Raw genomic sequence first — 17,401 nt, 5'->3', positions numbered from 1 at the left:
CGGCAAGTCCAAATATGCACGCCAGAAAGGGAGTTGGGAGAGCGATGATCCGGGTCCGGGCTGGTGAAGTGCTTGATGCGGGGGTGCCGCCCCTCTGGCGGGTGGTGCCGCGCCTCCGAAGGATCGGCGGTCGGACGGGCTTGCGGCACAAGGCTTGTCGGCCATTTGGATCCGGGCCGGTGGAGTCGGCCTCCGGGGACACCGCGACACGTCCCGCACGCTGATCTGCCGGGATACCCGCAGGAGCGCGCCACCCGTCGGAAGCCCGTACGCCTGGGGCATGGCCGGATAGCGTGGCCGGCGCGCACGGGCGGGGGCTCGCGGGGCGCGCAAGGTGTATCAACGAAACGGTACCGAGGTGACAACCCCGGAAGATCCGTGGCGCGTATGGGGGAAGCATGGCGCGTGGGAGGGAACTGCCGGATTCACTGGAGGCGACGCGTCCGCGAAGGGAAGCCGGGCCGTCGGCGGACCGCGTCGTGGCCCCGCGCAGCCGGCGGGTGCCGCGCTGATGACCGTCCCCGCACCGGAGTGCGCGGCGTTGACCGAAGGTCTCCGTGCCGTCAGAGCGCGTACCGGTCTGAGCCTGACGGGGCTGGCCGAGCGCACCCCGTACAGCAGATCGTCCTGGGAGCGTTACCTCAACGGGAAGAAGCCGGTACCCCGGCAGGCCGTCGAGGCGCTGTGCGCGATGGCGGGAGAGCCCTCCGCGCGGCTGCTCGCGCTCTGGGAGCTGGCGGATGCCGAGTGGAGCGGGCGGGCCCGGTCCACCCCTCCCGCCGTACGGTCCGCACCCGCGGCGCCCCCGGCCGCCGCGGGCGCCGGCCCGGGTGTCCTCGGCAGGGCCCGCCGTCAGTACTGGTTCGTCGTGGGTACGGGCGTGGCGGTGCTGGCCGCGGCGATGACCGGGGTGCTGATCGTGGTGCTGTCGGTGCTGAACCCGGGTTCCGCGCATCCGGCGAGGGCGGCGCTTCCCGTGCTGGATCCCGTTCCCGGATGCCACGGCAGGGCGTGTGAGGGGAAGGATCCCGACCGCATGTTCTGCGGACTGCCCGGGCGGGCGGACTCGCTCGGTCCGGAGCACCGCACCGCGACCGGCGCCCATGTGGAGATCCGGTACAGCACGGTGTGCGCCGCCGCGTGGGGCCGGATCTGGCACGCGCGGATCGGGGACGCGATCGAGCTCTCGGCGCCTGGCGCCCGCTCGCGCCGGACCGTCATCAAGAGCGCGGTGGATACCGGTGTCTACCGTTTCACCTCGATGATCGGCGCCCCGGCCAGGGCCACCCTGCGTCTCTGCTTCCTGCCGGCGTCCGGCGCGGGCCGGCGGGAGTGCGTCTCCCCCCACTGACGGGGAGGCCGGGCGCTCGGCGCCCGGCCCGGACCTGCTGCTCGGTGCCACGCCCCGTCAGGTCCCGGCCGACGTCCCCCGCGTGCATGTCACCGCCGGCGCCCGCCGCCAGGCGAGCCCCTGACCGGGTCACGCGGCACCCGGCGGATCCGCACCCTGGTCAGGGCCTGCGGACCTCGTAGTGGAAGCAGCCGTACTCCACCGCCCGTACGTGCACCAGGGCGACCTGGGGGTCGGTGAAGGCCGTGCGCAGGGCCTGTTCCACGGCGACCTGTGCCTCGACGGGATCGACCGGCAGCCGCACGACCGTGCCACCGGTGATCCGGCCTTCGCCGTTGTAGCGACGCAGGACGCGCGAGGCCCCGGTCTCGGCGAACGGATACCCGGACGCCGGATGCGGACCCTGGCACGGGCCGGCGTGGATGAACACGGGGCCCACCTCGTCATAGGCCCCCGGGTCGGCGCCCACCTCCGCCGCCCATCGACGCAACGGGGCGTACGACACCAGCGAGATCCGCTCCCCGGCACGGCTGCGGCGCAGACAGCAGCGCAACGGCGCTCCGTCCATGTCGTACGCGTGGGCACGCGGAACCGCGCCGGCGTCGTCGCGTTCGCGGAGCTCGTCGAGGACGTGGGGAGCGATGGCAAGCGGCTGATGGGTCAACAGCGTCATGCCTTCAGACTGCGCGTCCGAAGGCCGCCGGTGCCTGCGGAAATGCGACATCGAGTTCGGCCCCGGTCGGAAAGGCGGAGGCGTCGCCGGTGCGGGTGCCGCGTCGTCGGCCGGGCGACGTGGGGCATAACGCGAGGTTATGGCGAAGTGCTAGTACCCGGCTCGCCGGTCCTTCCCGAAGCTAGGTCATGTCCATGCCGTGAACACCGTCCGGTGACCGCGTACCCGCATGGACGCGGCCCGTGAGGCCGTCCACCCCACACACGTGCGCTTCCCCAGGCGCCCTTCGGATCGAGGAACCTTGCGTATATCAAGGCTTGCGCCCGCTCTCGCCGCGGCAGCGGTCTCCGTCCTCGCGCTGTTCGCCCCCACTGCCTCCGCCGCGCCGACGGCGGCCCCCGTCGCCGCCAGGGGTTCCCAGCCCATCATCGGCGGCGGGTACGCCGGCAGCGGCCCCTGGGCCGCCCGGCTGTACGCGAACGGCCAGGAGACCTGTACGGCGACCATCATCGCCCCGACCTGGGTGCTCACCGCGAAACACTGCGTGTCCGGCGGCTCGCTGTCCTTCCGCGTGGGCAGCCTGGACCAGTACAGCGGCGGCACGGTCGCGGGCGGCGTCCAGACCTACACCCACAGCGCGGACCTGGCGCTCGTCCGTCTCGACCGTTCCGTCTCGACGACCTACGCCCCTCTCGGACAGCCCGGCACCGTGCGGGTCGGCCAGAGCGTGCAGGTGTACGGCTGGGGTGCCACCTTCCAGTGCGGCTCGGAGATCAACTGCCAGTCCCGCTACCTGAAGGTCGCCAACGTCACTGTGGCCGGCGGCTGCACCGACGCCTACGGCGGCTCCGCGATCTGCGCCTACCGGGGCAACGGGATCACCGCCGGCGGTGACTCCGGCGGTCCGATGATGGCGAACGGCGTCCAGGTCGGTGTCGCCTCGACCAGCGACCGCCAGACCAACACGGCGTACACCAACGTGACGGCGTACCGCTCCTGGATCCAGTCGGTCGCGGGCGTCTGAGCCGACCGGTCCCGCCTGCCCTGTCCTTGTGAGGACAGGGCAGGCGGCGATCTGTAGGTTATGGAGTGACGGCAGATCAACTCCGAGGAATCTCCATGCCACTTGAACGCCCGCCGGTCAACAGCAGCGTGCCGCACTCCGCCCGTATCTGGAACCACTGGCTGGGCGGCAAGGACTGCTACGAGATCGACCGGCAGGTCGGCGACCAGATCGCCGCGGCCAACCCGGCGATCCTCGACATCGCGCGAGCTCAGCGGGCGTTCCTCGCCCGCGCGGTCGAGCACCTCGTCGGTGCGGCCGGCATCCGGCAGTTCCTCGACGTCGGTACCGGTCTGCCGACCGCCGACAACACCCACGAGGTCGCCCAACGCCTCGCCCCCGAGACCCGCATCGTCTACGTCGACCACGACCCGATCGTGCTGGCGCACGCCGAGGCCCTGCTCACCAGCACACCCGAGGGCGCGACGGACTACATCGACGCGGACCTGCGCGACCCCGACGCGATCCTGGAACAGGCCGCGAGAACACTGGACTTCACCCGGCCGATCGCGCTGATCCTGCTCGGGATCACCGCCCACATCACCGACGACTCCGTGTACGACGTGGTCGGCCGCCTGACCGACGCCCTGCCCTCCGGCAGCTACCTCGTCCTGTGCGACGACACCGAGGTGGTCAACCCCCGGCGGATGCGCGAGATGATCGAGCAGTGGAACGAGGCGAGCGACAACCCGCGCGTCAACCGCAGCCCGGAGCAGCTCGCCCGGTTCTTCGACGGCCTGGAACTGCTGGAGCCCGGCCTCGTCTCGGTCTCCCGCTGGCGCCCCGCGAAAACCGGCACGGCGGTGCCGGCCGAGGTCGACGACTTCGGCGGTGTGGCACTGAAGCCGTAAGGCAGCCGCCTCTAACCGGGGGACCAGTCCACGACCGCTCCTCCAGGGGCGGAGGTCCGGAGCGCGGGCGTCGCCGCTCAGGACGAGGCCCGGCGGCGGTGCCGGGCGGCGACGGCCCCCAGGGCCACACCGACGGCGATGACGATCAGCCCGCGGGTCCAGACCTCGGCCTCGACCCGCGTGGCGAGCACCACGCAGGAGACCGCTCCCAGGACGGGTACGGCGGTGTACGCCCGGAAGTGGGGATGGGCCGGGCGGTCGCGCCGCTGGACGAGGACGGCGGTGTTGACGAGGAAGAACACCACGAGGAGCAGCAGCACCAGGGTGGAGGCGAGGGTCGCCACGTCCCCGGTGAGCGCCAGCAGGAAGGACAGGGCGGTCGTCACCGCGATCGAGGCCCACGGAGTGCGCCGCCGGGGAAGGACCCGGGTCAGGAAGCGGGGGAGGAGGCCGTCCCGCGCCATGCCGTAGGCCAGCCGGGAACTCATGATGCCGGTGAGCAGGGCGCCGTTCGCGACGGCGACGAGGGCGATGGCGCTGAACAGCTTCGGCGGCACCCCGCCCGCCTCCTTCACCACTTCCAGCAGCGGACCGCTGGAGCGGGCCAGTGTTGCGGTGGGGACGGCGGCCGACGCGACGACTCCGACGAGGACGTAGACGGCACCCGCGGTGACCAGAGCGCCGAAGAGGGCGCGAGGGTAGGAGTGACGCGGGTCGCGGGTCTCCTCGGCGACGTTGACGGAGGTCTCGAAGCCGACGAAGGAGTAGTACGCGAGCACTGTTGCGCTCAGGACGCCGGTGGCGGCCCCGGTGTCGGCGGTGCCGAGCTGGAGGAGCCGGCCGGGGTCCCCGGCGCCGCGCAGGAACAGCCAGGCCCCGAGGCCGACGACGAGGAGGAGACCGCTCACCTCGATGACCGTCGCCGCCACGTTGGCGCGGGTGGATTCGCTGATGCCACGGGCGTTCAGGAGGGCCAGGCAGCACAGGAAGACGGCGGCCACCAGCACCACGGGCAGGCTGACGAAGGCGGTCAGGTAGGCGCCGGCGAAACCCCGCGCCAGCGCGGCGACGGACACGATGCCCGCGGCGAGCATGCAGTACCCGGCGAGGAAGCCGGTGAACGGCCCGTACGCGAGGGTGGCGTAGTGGGAGGCACCGCCTGCCCGGGGGTATTTCGTGGCGAGCTCCGCGTACGAGGCGGCGGTCAGCAGTGACAGCAGCAGGGCGAGGAGCAGGGGCAACCACACGGCACCGCCCGATTCCGCGGCGATCTGGCCGACGAGGACGTAGACGCCGGCGCCCAGCACGTCGCCGAGGATGAAGAAGTACAGCAGAGGGGTCGTCAGCGCCCTCTTCAGCGCGGTGGTCCCGCCCTGCGGCGAGCCGTCTGTTGTCGGTGGGGAAGGAGTGGTCACCCCTGCCGCCTACCCCCTGCGGCGCGACCGAAGACGGAACGGATGTGACATGCGCTGAACGGCCCATCGGCGCCGCCGCCCGCGGACGCGACGGGTCCCCGGCGCATCGGCCGACGTGGCCACAAGCGCTCCTTGATGTACCTTTCGTTACATACGTTCCATTTTGGTGGTGTGCTTCGGTGAGGGCTCGCCGGCGAGGAGAACGGGATGACCGAGTCACGCATGGCGCCGCCCGTCACGGAGGTCGCGCTGCCATGGGCGGCCGACGGCCTGTCGGGCACGCCGGAGGAAGGGCTCCGGGCCGGGCTCGCCGCCCCCGCCACGGCCCGGCACCGCAGGATTCCCTCGCTCTTCGGCTACGACGAGACCGGTTCGCGGCTCTTCGAGGAGATCACCCGGCTGCCCGAGTACTACCCGCCCCGGGCCGAGCGGCGGCTGCTCACCGAGCACGGCGACGACCTGGTCGGCCTGGCGGCCCCGGCCGAGCTGGTGGACCTCGGGGCGGGCAGCGCCCACAAGTCCGAGATCCTGCTCGCGGCGATGGACAGGCACGGCCTGTTGCGGGCGTACACGGCCGTGGACGTCAGTGCCGAACCGATGCGGCAGGCCGCCGACCGCATCCGGCGCCGCCGCCCGGGAGTCCGGGTCACCGCCGTGCACGGCGACTTCCTGGCGGCCCTGGCGTGGCTGAGCGGGGCGGAGCGGGCCGCGCACGGTGCCGCGACCGCGGGTGACGGCAACGGCTCGGGCGGCCGCCTCCTGGCGCTGCTCGGCAACACCCTCGGCAACCTGTCCGAACCCGAGCAGGCGCGGTTTCTGCGTGCCGTGCGTGCCGGCTGCGCCCCGCACGACCACCTGCTGATCTGCGTGGACCTGAACGAACCCGTCGAGGTGGTGCGGCGCGCCTACGCGGCCGGATACACCGGGCCGCGTCCCGTCCGCCGGCTGTTCGCGCTGAACACCCTCCTCAGCCTCAACCGCCGCTACGGCGCGGACTTCGACGTCGACGCCTTCGAGCCGGAGCTCACCTACGACGTGGCCCGGCGCGAGGTGCGCGGCGGCCTGCGCAGCCTGCGGCGGCAGCGGGTGACGCTGTCCCGGCTGGGGCTCGCGGTGGACTTCGACGCGGGCGAGCTGCTCCTCCACGACGTGATCCGCAAGTTCACGGTGGACGACCTCGTCCGCGCGGTCGGCGCACACGGAATGCGCTGCCGACGGCACTGGGTGGAGGAGGAGTTCGGCTACGGGGCCTTCCTCTTCCAGCCGACCCGCTGACGGCCCCGTCCGCTGGGGGTGCGAGCGTCAGGGGCAGCGACGGCGAGGCGGCGGGGACACGGCGTCGACTGCCGCCGACGGCGGGAGAGCCGTGCCGGCCCGGCGGCGCCGGTGGTCGCCCGGCCGTCGGCCCGCGCGATCACCAGCGCCGCGAACAGCCACCGGTCAGCCGCAGTCGTACTCGACCGGCCGGCGGGATTCCACGCCGACCAGCGTCCGTTCGTCGTCGCTGAGCCAGTCGAGGGCGAACCCGGCCGGGACGGTGGACAGCGGGTCGCTGACCACGCCGTTACGCCAGAGCACCGGCCGCCGCTGGGAGTTGACGAACCTGTGGCCGCCGACCGTTCCGTTGCCGCCGATGGCCGTGGCGTCGAGGGCGCCGCTTCCGGTGGTGCGCACGAGCGTGCCGCGCGCGGTCCATTCGGCCGCGGCGCTGGTGTCGTTCAGGCCGCCGACGACACGGCCGTCCCGGACGGCCCACGGGGTGCCGTTCGAGGCGAGCTCGCGCCACCGGCCGTCGGTGTCCCAGACCAGTCCGCCGACGCTCGAGTCGCCCTGGGCGATGATCCTGCCCTGGCGGTCGACGTCCTGGAGGTGCAGATACTTGACATCCGGGGTGGGCAGCACCCGGTAGGTGCCCGGCGCCCCGGCCGGCCACACCACCACCCGGGACTTCAGGTCCACGGTGGCCGTGCCGACGATGTCGCCGCTGTCGCTGACGAGATCGGCGGAGTAGCCGTCCCACGCGGGGTCGCCCGGCAGTTGGTGCGTCGTGCCGTCGTGGTCGACGGTGATCCCGACGAACCCGTTGCCCACGACGGTGTCGCCGACGACCAAGCCTGCCGCGTTCACGTCGTTGAGGTGCGGGATCTCATCGGAGACCCGCAACGCGACCTTCCCGTGGTCCCACAGCGTGCCCCGTGCGTTCATGATGCCGTCGCCCATCCGCGCCCGGTTGCCGGTGATGCCCAAGGCCCAGCGCCCGCCGTCGTAGCCGTCGAGCGTGCCCACGTCCGCACCGGCGGGCAGGTCCCACACCGTCTTCCGCCACGTACAGGCCGCTGCCGCCGCACCGGCCTGGGCCGCCGGTAACGTCACCAGTCCCAGCGCCATCACCGGCACCGCGCCCAGCACTGTCGCGAGCGTGCGCCTTCTGCGTCGATCCGACACCGGATTCACCCTCCTGGTGGTGTGATCGCCCCAGCCCAGCACCTTCTCCCATAGCGGCGCTATAAGGCGGCCAGGGCGCATGAGGCTCTCGCGGCAGGGCCACAGTGGTGCGGCGGGCGGGGAAAGGGCAGGCGCCGGCCTCGGGCCGCGGGGGCGCCGTCCGCGAGCCGGGCGACCTCCTCGCGGCGCCGGAACAGTTGCGTTGTCAGTGCCCCCTGCCATCATCCCGGCATGCTCTACGACGCCTTGATCACCGATGTCCGCAGGGACGACTCCCTGGACGGCGTGCGGTTCGCCGCGCTCGACCGGGTCCGCTGGCTCGTCGACTCGCTGGAACGTCAGCGGACCGAGTTCCGGCGGGCCACCGGACACGAGTACCGGCGGTCCAGAGCGGCGGGCGCGGCGGTGCAGGCCGAGTTGGATGGACGGCTCGCGGCCTGCGCGGACGAGGAGGCCAGGGCGGCGGCCCTGTGCCTGATGCTGGCCACCCGCTGCGATCGTACGGGCTGGTGGGAGTACGACGCCGAGCTGGAGCCCCTCATGTCCCGGGCGCGTGGCTGGACGCCCGACGAGGTCGCGGTACTGCTGGTCCGGGCCACCGAGCGGGACATGGGCTTCTGGGGCGCGCGGGCGCTGGAGCTGGCGCTGGGCGCCGCCGACCGGCTCGACGCCGAGGGCCGCCGGGCGGTCCTGCCCTGGCTGGACGAGGCGCACGCACGGCTCGGGGACATCACCATGGAGGCGCGCAGGCGCACCGCGCTCGCCCAGCGCCTTCGCACGCTCCTCGCCCGCACGGACGAGGCCCGCCTGCCCGAGGGGCTGGTTCCCGCCGACGCCCCCTGGGCGGCCCCGCTCAGGCACCGGGCGACGACCGATCCGACCCCCGAACTCGCCTGGCTGGCCGGTCACTTGGCGAGTCTTTCCGGGCCGCGTCCCACCCAGCGGTGGCGGCGGACGTGTCTGGAACTCCTGGACGCGGCGGACGCGCGGGCTCTCGTGTCCGAGGTGCTGCGGACGCTGGCCGAGGACGCCCCGATGTGCAGCAGGCGGCACGGCGCGGGCAACGGCTGGCTCTCCGCCGACGTCCACCACCACTACGTCGTCCACGACCGTGACACGGACCTCGCGCGCGGCATCGTCTGGGCCGCCGCGCTGACCGGCGGCCCGGCCGCGGTGGCGCACCTCGGGACGCTGGCGCTGCGCAGCGGCGGTGTGCAGAACGAGGTGATGGAAGACCTCAAGCTCGCGGGCGCGGCGATCAACGCGCTCGCCGACACCGGCGACCCGGGCTCCCTGGAGGCGCTGTGGCGGCTGCGGTCCCGCATCCGGCACCGGGCGCTGCGCAAGCAGCTCGACACGGCCCTGACGACGGCGGCCGGCAAGCAGGGCATCACCCCCGAGCAACTCGTCGAGCGGAGCGTCCCGGACCACGGCCTGGCCCCGGACGGTGGACTGGAGCGGCAGGTGGGGGGCCACCGGATACGGGTGGCGATCGAGGAAGCGGCGACCGTACGGCTCACCTACACCCGCCCCGACGGCACGACCTCCCGTACCGCGCCGACGGCGCTGAAGGACGGCTTTCCCGACACGCTCAGGGAACTGAAGGCCCTGGCCAAGGAGGTGCGGTCGACGCTGTCGGCGGAGCGGGCCCGGGTGGAGGCGCTGATGTCGGCCGGGCGGGAATGGCCGTACGACGAGTGGTGCCGCCACTACCGGGACCACCCGGTCACCGGGGCCCTGGTCCGCGGCCTGATCTGGGAGTTCCGGGGCGCGGACGGCGAGTGGCGGGCGGTGGCACCCACGGCCGGGCCGCCCGGCCGACCCGAACGCGTCCGGCTGTGGCACCCGATCCGGTCCTCGGCCGACGAGATCAAGGCGTGGCGGGAGCGGCTCGTCGCCGCGCGGCTGCGACAGCCCTTCAAACAGGCCTTCCGGGAGATCTACCTGCTCACTCCGGCGGAGCGGGAGACGGGCGGCTACTCCAACCGGTTCGCCGCCCACATCGTCCACTACCGGCGGCTCTACGCGCTGTTCAAGGAGCGCGGCTGGCAGGCGAACTTCCTCGGCCCGTACGACGGCGGCCACGACGGCCTGGCGCGGGGCGAGTTCGGCGACGGCGAGTGGCGGGCCTGCTTCCACCACGAGCCCGCGCCGCACGACTACCCCGGTCACGCACCCGAGTACGCCGCGACGGACCAGGTCCGCTTCGAGCGCCGGGACGGGCGGCGCTGGCGGGAGACACCGCTGGACGAGGTGCCCCCGCTGGTCTTCAGCGAGGCCATGCGGGACGTCGACCTGTTCGTGGGCGTGACCTCCATCGCGACCGACCCCGACTGGACCGACCGGGGCCAGGACCGTCACACCGCGTACTGGCGGACGGCCGCCTTCGGCGAGCTGACGGCGAGCGCCGAGGTCCGGCGTGAGGCGCTGGCCCGGATCCTGCCGCGCCTGAAGATCGCCGGCCGGTGCACGCTCGACGGCCGCTTCCTGACCGTGCGCGGGGACCTGCGCACCTACCGGATCCACCTGGGTTCGGCCAACGTCCTGATGGCACCGGACGATGCCTACCTGTGCATCGTCCCGGCGCGCGGCAAGGGCCCCGGCCGGGTCTTCCTGCCGTTCGAGGACGAACGGCTGTCCCTGATCCTGAGCAAGGCGTTCCTGCTGGCCGCCGACACCGGGATCACCGACGCGTCCATCCTCGTGCAGATCGAGCGAGGCGCCTGATGGCCACCGTGACCTTCCGGGACGAGACCGCGACGGGCAGGCCGGTCACCGCGTGGGAGGTCGCCGGGCTGCCGGAACGGATGACCGTGCGGGAATTGATACGGCTGCGGGTGCGCGAGGAGGTCCTCCGGTACAACGCCCGTCCCGGTGAACGCTTCAACGGCCTGGTCCGCCCCGACGACGCCGAGACCGAGCTGAACGGCCACCGGTTGCGCGAGCCGCGTCGCATCGACTGGGAGCGCCAGGCCGACATCGCCGAACGGGCCTTCCTGGCCAACGGGTTCTTCGTCCTGGCCGGCGACCGCCAGGTGGACGACCTGGACGAAACCGTGGACCTCACCACCGACCCGAACCTGGTCTTCATCAGGCTCGTCGCCCTCGCCGGCGGCTGACACCCGGCCACCGGTGCCGGATGCCGGCTCGGCGACACGTCACTCCTCGTGCGGCGCGTCGGCCGGCCGGGGGTGCCTCGGGCGGATGGTCCGTGCGGTGAACACCGGGTCGACGGGCTTCACGAGCCGCTCGACGGCGACCGCCACCAGACGGTCCGGGACACCGCCGTCCAGCAACGCGCCGACGTACTCCAGGGACTGCGCCGGGGGCAGCGCCGGCAGTCTCCGGCGCAGCGTGCGGGACGCGCGTACCCGCCCGTGGGCGGCGGCGACCTCGCGTATCCCGTCGTGGAGGTCGTCCACCGGGGTCCGGACGGCCTGTCCCCGGATGCGGACCCGGTAGTCGGCCTCCCAGTCCCCGCTCTTCGCCGACACGACCCCGATCTGGTGCAGCCCGCCGTCGACGCGGTCGACGAGATAGGGGCCGTTGCCGGCCAGCGCGGCACGGAAGTCCCCGGTGCGCGCGAACTCCTCGGAGTTCCAGTGGACGATCCAGACCAGTTCGTGCTCCTTGACACCCGTCACCGTCGCCGGGAGCCAGTTCGGGTCGACAGCCGACCACTTCCGGTCCTGGCGGTCCAGTTCTTCCCGGACGATGCGCACCGCGTCTTCTCGATCGATCACGCGGGCAGCATGTCTGACGGCCGCCGCCGGCCACGAGTGGTTTTTCCACAGCGGGCACGTCCAGGGCCCGGACGGGCCGGGCCCGGCCCGATCCGTCAGCGGGCCGCGGTGGCCGGTGTCGGTGTGGTGTCGCGGAGGCCGAGGCGGAGGTGTTCCACGTGGTAGAGGGCCTGTTCGAGGAGTTCGGCCACGTGGTTGTCGTAGAGCGCGTAGATGACCGAGCGGCCCCGGCGTTCGCCGGCGACCAGGCCGAGGTTGCGCAGCAGGCGCAGCTGGTGGGAGCAGGCGGACTGCTCCATGCCGACGGCCTCGGCCAGCTCGGTCGCCGCGCACGGGCCTTCCTGGAGGCGGGCCAGGATCCGCAGCCGGGAGGGCGTCGCCAGGGCCTGGAGGGTGGCGGCCACATCGGCGGCGCCCACGGTCTCCAGGCGCTGGCGCGCGGTGGCGGTGGTCTTGGCGTCAACTCCGTGGCCCATGCCCCCATCCTACGGAGACATCTCGGGCCCGACGCCAATACATGAATAGGTATTCATTTGATCCTGTACCGTGGGGGAGCGGCACCGCCCCGCGCTGCCCGCCGCTCCGTCATGCCGTCGTGAAGGACTTTCCCGATGACCTCCGCACTCGCCCCGGCCCCGGCCGACCGCGCGGCACCCCCGCGCGGCGGGGCCCCCGCCCGCCGCCGTACCCCCTTCCTGTCCCTCCCCGAGGCCCGCTGGGCGGCCACGGCCACCGTCTGCTTCCTGCTCGCGCTGCCCCCGCACCTCACCGGCGCCCCGGCCTGGACCTGGGGCCCGCTGTACGCGCTCACCTACGCGGCCGGCGGCTGGGAGCCCGGCTGGGCGGGTCTGCGCGCCCTGCGGGACAAGAGCCTCGACGTCGACCTGCTGATGGTTGTGGCCGCGCTCGGGGCGGCGGCGATCGGCCAGGTCATGGACGGCGCGCTGCTGATCGTCATCTTCACCACCTCCGGCGCGCTGGAGGCCCTGGCCACCGCCCGCACCGCCGACTCCGTACGCGGCCTGCTCGACCTCGCACCCGCCACGGCCACGCGCCTGGGCGACGGCGACGCCGAGGAGACCGTCGCCGTCGCGGACCTGGCCGTCGGCGACATCATCCTCGTACGGCCCGGGGACCGGGTGGGCGCCGACGGCCGGGTGCTCCACGGCCGCAGCGACGTCGACCAGGCCACCATCACCGGTGAGCCGCTCCCGGTGGCCAAGGAGCAGGGCGACGAGGTCTTCGCCGGAACCCTCAACGGCACCGGAGCCCTGCGCGTCCGGGTCGAGCGGGACGCGTCCGACACGGTGATCGCCCGGATCGTGCGCATGGTCGAGGAGGCGTCGCAGACCAAGGCGCCGACACAGCTGTTCATCGAAAAGGTCGAACAGCGCTACTCGCTGGGCATGGTGGCGGCGACCCTCGCGGTGTTCCTCGTCCCCCTCGCCCTCGGCGACGACCTCGCCGGCGCGCTGCTGCGGGCCATGACCTTCATGATCGTCGCCTCGCCGTGCGCGGTGGTGCTGGCCACCATGCCGCCGCTGCTGTCGGCCATCGCCAACGCCGGACGGCACGGGGTCCTCGTCAAGTCGGCCGTGGTGATGGAGCGGCTGGGCCAGGTGGACGCGGTGGCGTTCGACAAGACCGGCACCCTCACCGAGGGCACCCCGCGCGTCACCGACGTACGGCCGCTGACCGGCTGCGGCATCGACGCGGACGGGCTGCTGCGCCTCGCGGCGGCCGCCGAGCGCCCGAGCGAGCATCCGCTGGCGCGGGCCGTCGTGGACGCGGCGCGGGAGCGGGGGACGGCCCTGCCGGCGGCGGACGGCTTCGCCGCCACCCCCGGGGTCGGCGTGACCGCCACCGTGGAGGGGCGGACGGTCACGGTCGGCGCACCGGCACGGTCGCCGGCCCCGGCCACCGGCGCGCGGGCCGCCCAGGCGGCGGTCGTCGCCGCCGAACTGGAGGAGGGCGGCCGGACGGCCGTGCTGGTCACCGTGGACGGCGGCCCGGCGGGCCTGCTCGGCATCGCCGACCGGCTCCGCCCGGACGCGGCACGCACCGTCCGCGCCCTGACCTCCCTCACCGGCACCGCACCCATGCTGCTGACCGGCGACAACCCGCGCGCCGCCGCCCGCCTCGCCGCCGAGACCGGCATCGAGGAGGTCCGGGCCGGACTGCTGCCCGAGGACAAGGTGCGCGCGGTCAGGGAATGGGAGGCCGCCGGCCGCACGGTGATGCTGGTCGGCGACGGCGTCAACGACGCCCCCGCGCTGGCCGCCGCGCACACCGGCGTCGCCATGGGCCGGGCGGGTTCCGACCTGGCGCTGGAGACCGCCGACGCGGTGGTGGTCCGCGACGAACTCGCGACCCTGCCCGCCGTGATCTCACTGTCCCGCCGGGCCCGCGCCCTGGTCCGGCAGAACCTCGTCGTCGCCGGTGTCTTCATCGCCGGACTGGTGGTCTGGGACCTGGCCGGCGACCTGCCGTTGCCGCTCGGCGTCGCCGGTCACGAGGGATCCACCGTCCTCGTCGGCCTCAACGGACTGCGGCTGCTGCGCGAGGCCGCCTGGCGGCGGGCCCGCACGCACGCGCCGCGCTGACCCTCACCGGTCGCCGAAGTCCTTCGTGTCCGGGAACGTCACGTGGGTGCAGCCCCTGCGCCCGGCGATGTCGTCGACGTACGCCCGGAACAGGGCCGACACCGTCCGGGAACCGAGCACGTTGTCATAGGCGTAGCTGGTGCCGAGCGTGTGCACGGCGGGCTTGCCCCCGCACACGGACGAGGCCCACCAGACGTCGTTCGCGTACCCGGCCGTCCCCGGCTTGATGACGACGTCCTCCCCGTCGATGGTCTCGTACCCGGCCGCGTGGGCCTCGGCGCCGGTGTAGGTGACGGTGCGCAGCCACCAGGGCGAGTGGGTGACCGCGCTGTCGGCGAAGTCGCGCTTGTCCTCGGGCAGGCCGCCGGCAGTGTGGCGCACCTGACCGGGGCTGACCGCCAGCAGGCAGCTCTCCCGCGGATACGTGTCCAGGACCGGCACCGACAGGGCGCGGTCGGGCAGCGGACCGTGGCCCGAGCGCCGGAGATACCCGGCGAACCACGCGCAGGAACCGCCGGCCGACCGCGCGGGACGCAGGACGGCCGGCACGGGCGCCGGCTCCCCGCCGGGCAGGGCGGACAGCCGGGTGCGGCAGCCGATCCGGCGGGTGAGGGTCTCCGCGGCCGAGCGGGCGATACGGGCCAGCCGCGCCCGGTCCACCCCGGAGACGTCGTCGTCGTAGTCGGCGCTGGCCGTGATGTGCAGCAGCGGGGGAGCGGTCGCGCGGCTGCCCGGTCCGCACTCGGCCCGGACGGTGGTGTACCAGTCGCCGTACCAGCCCAGGGAGCCGTCGCCCAGCGGCCGGGGCTCGGGGCGCCGGTCGGCGACCGCGGTGAGGTCCGTCTTGGGGGTGCGGTCGGCGGGGTCGGGCAGGGCGAAGGGCTCCGTGCGGTCGCCGATCCAGTTCAGCGGCTCGGCCTCACCGCCGGCCCGCACCGTGAGCGAGAACAGACCGGTGGTCCTGCCCGACGCGGACGCCTGGTAGACGGTGCAGGAACCCCGGGGCCCGTGCGTGTCGATCCGGTTGTCGTCGTCGGTCTTCGCCCGGACGGTGCCGCCGTGCAGATCCATCACCGCGGCCCCCGACACCAGCCGGTCGCACGCCTCGGCGATGGCCTGTTCGCTCGCGGAGCGGTCCCGTACGTCATCGACCGTCAGCCAGCCCGCGTACAGGCTCAGCCCGATCCCGCCCCATGCCACGCACCGCCACAGCCTGATCCACCCCGTGCGCACCGCACACCTTCCGCTCGCATCCGTCCGGCATGATCGCCGGCCCGTCAGACACCGAGGGTAGATGTCCGGCCACGGTCAACCCGACACGGGCCCGGCTCGGCACCGGTCGCCGGGCCCGGTGCTCAGCCGGCGCAGCAGTCCTGCCGGGGCGCGGGGTGCGCGGTGGTGTCGAGCCGGCAGTAGCAGGACGCCTCGACCGGTACGTCCGCCAGCGCGGCGGCGAGCTTCAGCTGCCGGGCCACGATCCGGGCCTCCCCCTCCTTGCCGAGCCGTACGAGGCACTCGTGCAGGCCGTGCAGCGCCCAGACGTTGTTCGGGTGCTGGAGCGGTCGCGGCAGCGTGTCGTCCAGCCCGAGGTCGGCGCGGTAGACGGCCTCGGCCTGCGCGACCCGGCCCTGTTCGAGCAACAGCGCGCCGTACGCGTGCCGGGCGGGCTGCATCCACCCCCACGGCTCGTCGTAGGCCAGGCCGTCGCTCAGCTCGATCGACCGGCGCAGCGCCGCGAACGCCGTGTCGTACCGGCCCTTGCGGTACTCCAGTTCCCCGTCGAGCATGTGCGCGGCGATCTCCAGGATGTCCGCGCAGGTGTTGTTGAACAGCGTCCGGGTCTCGGGGACCCGGGCGGCCGCCTCGCGGAACAGCTCGCGTTCCGTCGCGGCCTCGCCGGTGCGGTCCAGGGCGGAGAGCGCGACCCCGCGCGCGTACCGCAGCATGGCCGTGGTCACGCAGTACAGGCGCGCGTCGGCGGGCATCGGCAGGCGCAGGATGTCGTCCCAGCGGCCGAAGCGGACGAGTACGTGCACCCGCATCGCGAGGAAGCCCTCCAGCCAGTCCGCCATCGGCGGGCTGTCCACCCGCAACAGCTCCTCGGGCACCGCCGCTTCGAGCCGCTCCGCCGTCTCGATCGCGTCCTGGAAACGGCCGAGGAGCATCGCGCCGTAGATCTTGAAGTGAAGGTTGTGGCAGCGGTACAGGGTGTAGAAGTTCAGCGCGCCGGAGCGGGCGAGGAACTTCTCGTCGGCCGCGATCGCCGCGGTGTTGTCGGTGACGACCCGGCGGTAGTCGCCGCAGAGCACCTCCAGGTGGGACGGCATGTGCTGGAGATGGCCCGCGTCCGGCACCAGGTCCCGCAGCCGGTCGCCCGCGGGCAGCGCGGCCTCGGGGGTGGGGGACATCTCCATCAGGTGGATGTACAGGTGCAGCAGGCCCGGGTGACGGGACCCCGCCCCGGTGGCGAGCGCCCGCTCCAGCACCGCCCCGGCCTCGGCGGTGCGCGAGCCCGGCGCCGGCTTGCCCGTACGGATGTCCCACAGCTGCCAGGGCGTCAGGCTCATCAGCGCGTCGGCGTACAGGGCGGCCACGTCCGCATCGTCGGGCGCCAGCCGGTGCACGGCCCGCATGCGGTCGGCGTAGGCGGCGTTCCACACCGGACCCTCCTCGGCGTCCGGGATCCGGGCGCGCGGGTAACGGGCCTCCAGCGCCTCGACGAGGGCCCGCTCGACCGGTGTGGCGCCGGCCGCCTTCGCGTGCGCGCGTCGTACGGCGGCGTGCGCGCGTTCCACCGTCCGGCCAAGATCCCGCGCGTCGAAGGCGTCCCAGGGCTTGTTGTAGTTGGGGCCGAGCGCGTAGGCCAGGCCCCAGTCGGCCATGGCGCAGCCGGGATCCGCCCTGCCGGCGGCCTCGAAACAGCGCACGGCCTCCTCGTGGTTGAAGGCGTACGTCCAGTTCAGCCCGCGATCGAACCAGGTCTGCGCTTCGGCGGACGAGGTCGTCACGGGCCGGCCGTGACTGCCGAGGTCGTAGTACTGCATCCGGGCTCCCTCAGGGCTGGCGGTCGGCTGCTGCGGACACTGCCCCGTCCGTCCACGGGGAAACGGGTGAACTCCCGTCCAGCAGCTGCCTGTTGACCGCACGTCAACACGGCCGGTCGGTTCTCACCCGGTCGGCCGTCGTCGTCCGCCCGACCGCTCGGCGCCCGTCCGGTTGTCCGCCGTACGCCGTCACGGCCGCTCCACTCTCCTACG

At 73.5% G+C, this 17,401-nt stretch carries 14 protein-coding genes; 7 read left to right on the top strand and 7 right to left on the bottom strand.

Annotated elements, in window-relative coordinates; translation table 11 throughout:
* Positions 1-511: 511 nt before the first annotated feature.
* Positions 512-1,351, top strand: a complete 840-nt coding sequence (locus IH25_RS0103145; protein WP_030602420.1) for a helix-turn-helix domain-containing protein — start codon at positions 512-514, stop codon at positions 1,349-1,351.
* Positions 1,352-1,511: 160 nt separating this feature from the next.
* On the opposite strand, the gene IH25_RS0103140 is transcribed toward IH25_RS0103145, so the two are convergent.
* Entirely contained in the window at positions 1,512-2,024 is a 513-nt protein-coding gene (locus IH25_RS0103140; RefSeq protein WP_030602418.1) for a DUF1203 domain-containing protein, read from the bottom strand.
* Positions 2,025-2,325: 301 nt separating this feature from the next.
* Here IH25_RS0103140 and IH25_RS0103135 point away from each other — a divergent pair, with 301 nt between their 5' ends.
* Positions 2,326-3,048, top strand: coding sequence for a S1 family peptidase (locus IH25_RS0103135; RefSeq protein WP_030602416.1), 723 nt, complete (start codon positions 2,326-2,328; stop codon positions 3,046-3,048).
* A gap of 95 nt (positions 3,049-3,143) precedes the next feature.
* Positions 3,144-3,938 carry an SAM-dependent methyltransferase gene (locus IH25_RS0103130; protein WP_030602414.1) on the top strand — a complete coding sequence of 265 codons (795 nt, stop codon included), beginning with the start codon at positions 3,144-3,146 and terminating at the stop codon, positions 3,936-3,938.
* 77 nt (positions 3,939-4,015) lie between these two features.
* Here IH25_RS0103130 and IH25_RS0103125 read toward each other — a convergent pair whose 3' ends face one another.
* Complete coding sequence (locus IH25_RS0103125; RefSeq protein WP_030602412.1) at positions 4,016-5,353, bottom strand: APC family permease; 1,338 nt, start codon at positions 5,351-5,353, stop codon at positions 4,016-4,018.
* Between the two features lie 207 nt (positions 5,354-5,560).
* Between IH25_RS0103125 and IH25_RS0103120 the strand changes: the two genes are divergently transcribed.
* Positions 5,561-6,628, top strand: a complete 1,068-nt coding sequence (locus IH25_RS0103120; protein ID WP_051753705.1) for an L-histidine N(alpha)-methyltransferase — start codon at positions 5,561-5,563, stop codon at positions 6,626-6,628.
* Between the two features lie 165 nt (positions 6,629-6,793).
* Here the strand turns inward: IH25_RS0103120 and IH25_RS0103115 are convergent, their stop codons facing one another.
* Positions 6,794-7,798, bottom strand: a complete 1,005-nt coding sequence (locus IH25_RS0103115) for a hypothetical protein (protein ID WP_157846928.1) — start codon at positions 7,796-7,798, stop codon at positions 6,794-6,796.
* Positions 7,799-8,029: 231 nt separating this feature from the next.
* Between IH25_RS0103115 and IH25_RS38430 the strand changes: the two genes are divergently transcribed.
* Positions 8,030-10,525: a DUF4132 domain-containing protein gene (locus tag IH25_RS38430; protein WP_051753701.1), complete on the top strand. Its 2,496-nt coding sequence runs from the start codon at positions 8,030-8,032 to the stop codon at positions 10,523-10,525.
* Positions 10,525-10,917 carry a hypothetical protein gene (locus IH25_RS0103105; RefSeq protein WP_030602403.1) on the top strand — a complete coding sequence of 131 codons (393 nt, stop codon included), beginning with the start codon at positions 10,525-10,527 and terminating at the stop codon, positions 10,915-10,917. Before IH25_RS38430 ends, IH25_RS0103105 begins: the two co-directional genes overlap by 1 nt.
* Positions 10,918-10,956: 39 nt before the next feature.
* Here the strand turns inward: IH25_RS0103105 and IH25_RS0103100 are convergent, their stop codons facing one another.
* Together IH25_RS0103100 and IH25_RS0103095 are read right to left on the bottom strand one after the other, a co-directional pair.
* Positions 10,957-11,541: a YrhB domain-containing protein gene (locus tag IH25_RS0103100; protein WP_030602400.1), complete on the bottom strand. Its 585-nt coding sequence runs from the start codon at positions 11,539-11,541 to the stop codon at positions 10,957-10,959.
* Positions 11,542-11,636: 95 nt separating this feature from the next.
* Positions 11,637-12,017, bottom strand: a complete 381-nt coding sequence (locus IH25_RS0103095) for an ArsR/SmtB family transcription factor (RefSeq protein ID WP_030602396.1) — start codon at positions 12,015-12,017, stop codon at positions 11,637-11,639.
* A gap of 135 nt (positions 12,018-12,152) precedes the next feature.
* Between IH25_RS0103095 and IH25_RS0103090 the strand changes: the two genes are divergently transcribed.
* A complete protein-coding gene (locus tag IH25_RS0103090) occupies positions 12,153-14,144 on the top strand; it encodes a heavy metal translocating P-type ATPase (RefSeq protein WP_030602391.1) in 1,992 nt (663 codons plus the stop codon).
* Between the two features lie 3 nt (positions 14,145-14,147).
* On the opposite strand, the gene IH25_RS0103085 is transcribed toward IH25_RS0103090, so the two are convergent.
* Together IH25_RS0103085 and IH25_RS0103080 are read right to left on the bottom strand one after the other, a co-directional pair.
* Positions 14,148-15,377 carry a hypothetical protein gene (locus IH25_RS0103085; RefSeq protein WP_030602388.1) on the bottom strand — a complete coding sequence of 410 codons (1,230 nt, stop codon included), beginning with the start codon at positions 15,375-15,377 and terminating at the stop codon, positions 14,148-14,150.
* Positions 15,378-15,499: 122 nt separating this feature from the next.
* The gene (locus IH25_RS0103080) at positions 15,500-17,188 is read right to left on the bottom strand and encodes a tetratricopeptide repeat protein (protein WP_030602385.1); all 1,689 of its coding nucleotides are present in this window, start codon (positions 17,186-17,188) and stop codon (positions 15,500-15,502) included.
* Positions 17,189-17,401 lie beyond the last annotated feature (213 nt).

It is taken from the genome of Streptomyces achromogenes subsp. achromogenes (assembly GCF_000720835.1).
Taxonomy (GTDB): Bacteria; Actinomycetota; Actinomycetes; order Streptomycetales; family Streptomycetaceae; genus Streptomyces; species Streptomyces achromogenes.
Note: the sequence above shows the minus strand (reverse complement) of the source record. Positions and strands in the feature narration are given on the sequence as shown.

Excerpts from the sequence above, each read along its gene's own strand:
- IH25_RS0103130 (WP_030602414.1), top strand. The coding sequence starts at position 3,144 with ATGCCACTTGAACGCCCGCCGGTCAACAGCAGCGTGCCGCACTCCGCC.
- IH25_RS0103095 (WP_030602396.1), bottom strand. The coding sequence starts at position 12,017 with ATGGGCCACGGAGTTGACGCCAAGACCACCGCCACCGCGCGCCAGCGC.
- IH25_RS38430 (WP_051753701.1), top strand. The coding sequence starts at position 8,030 with ATGCTCTACGACGCCTTGATCACCGATGTCCGCAGGGACGACTCCCTG.
- IH25_RS0103080 (WP_030602385.1), bottom strand. The coding sequence starts at position 17,188 with ATGCAGTACTACGACCTCGGCAGTCACGGCCGGCCCGTGACGACCTCG.
- IH25_RS0103145 (WP_030602420.1), top strand. The coding sequence starts at position 512 with ATGACCGTCCCCGCACCGGAGTGCGCGGCGTTGACCGAAGGTCTCCGT.
- IH25_RS0103140 (WP_030602418.1), bottom strand. The coding sequence starts at position 2,024 with ATGACGCTGTTGACCCATCAGCCGCTTGCCATCGCTCCCCACGTCCTC.
- IH25_RS0103120 (WP_051753705.1), top strand. The coding sequence starts at position 5,561 with ATGACCGAGTCACGCATGGCGCCGCCCGTCACGGAGGTCGCGCTGCCA.
- IH25_RS0103090 (WP_030602391.1), top strand. The coding sequence starts at position 12,153 with ATGACCTCCGCACTCGCCCCGGCCCCGGCCGACCGCGCGGCACCCCCG.
- IH25_RS0103105 (WP_030602403.1), top strand. The coding sequence starts at position 10,525 with ATGGCCACCGTGACCTTCCGGGACGAGACCGCGACGGGCAGGCCGGTC.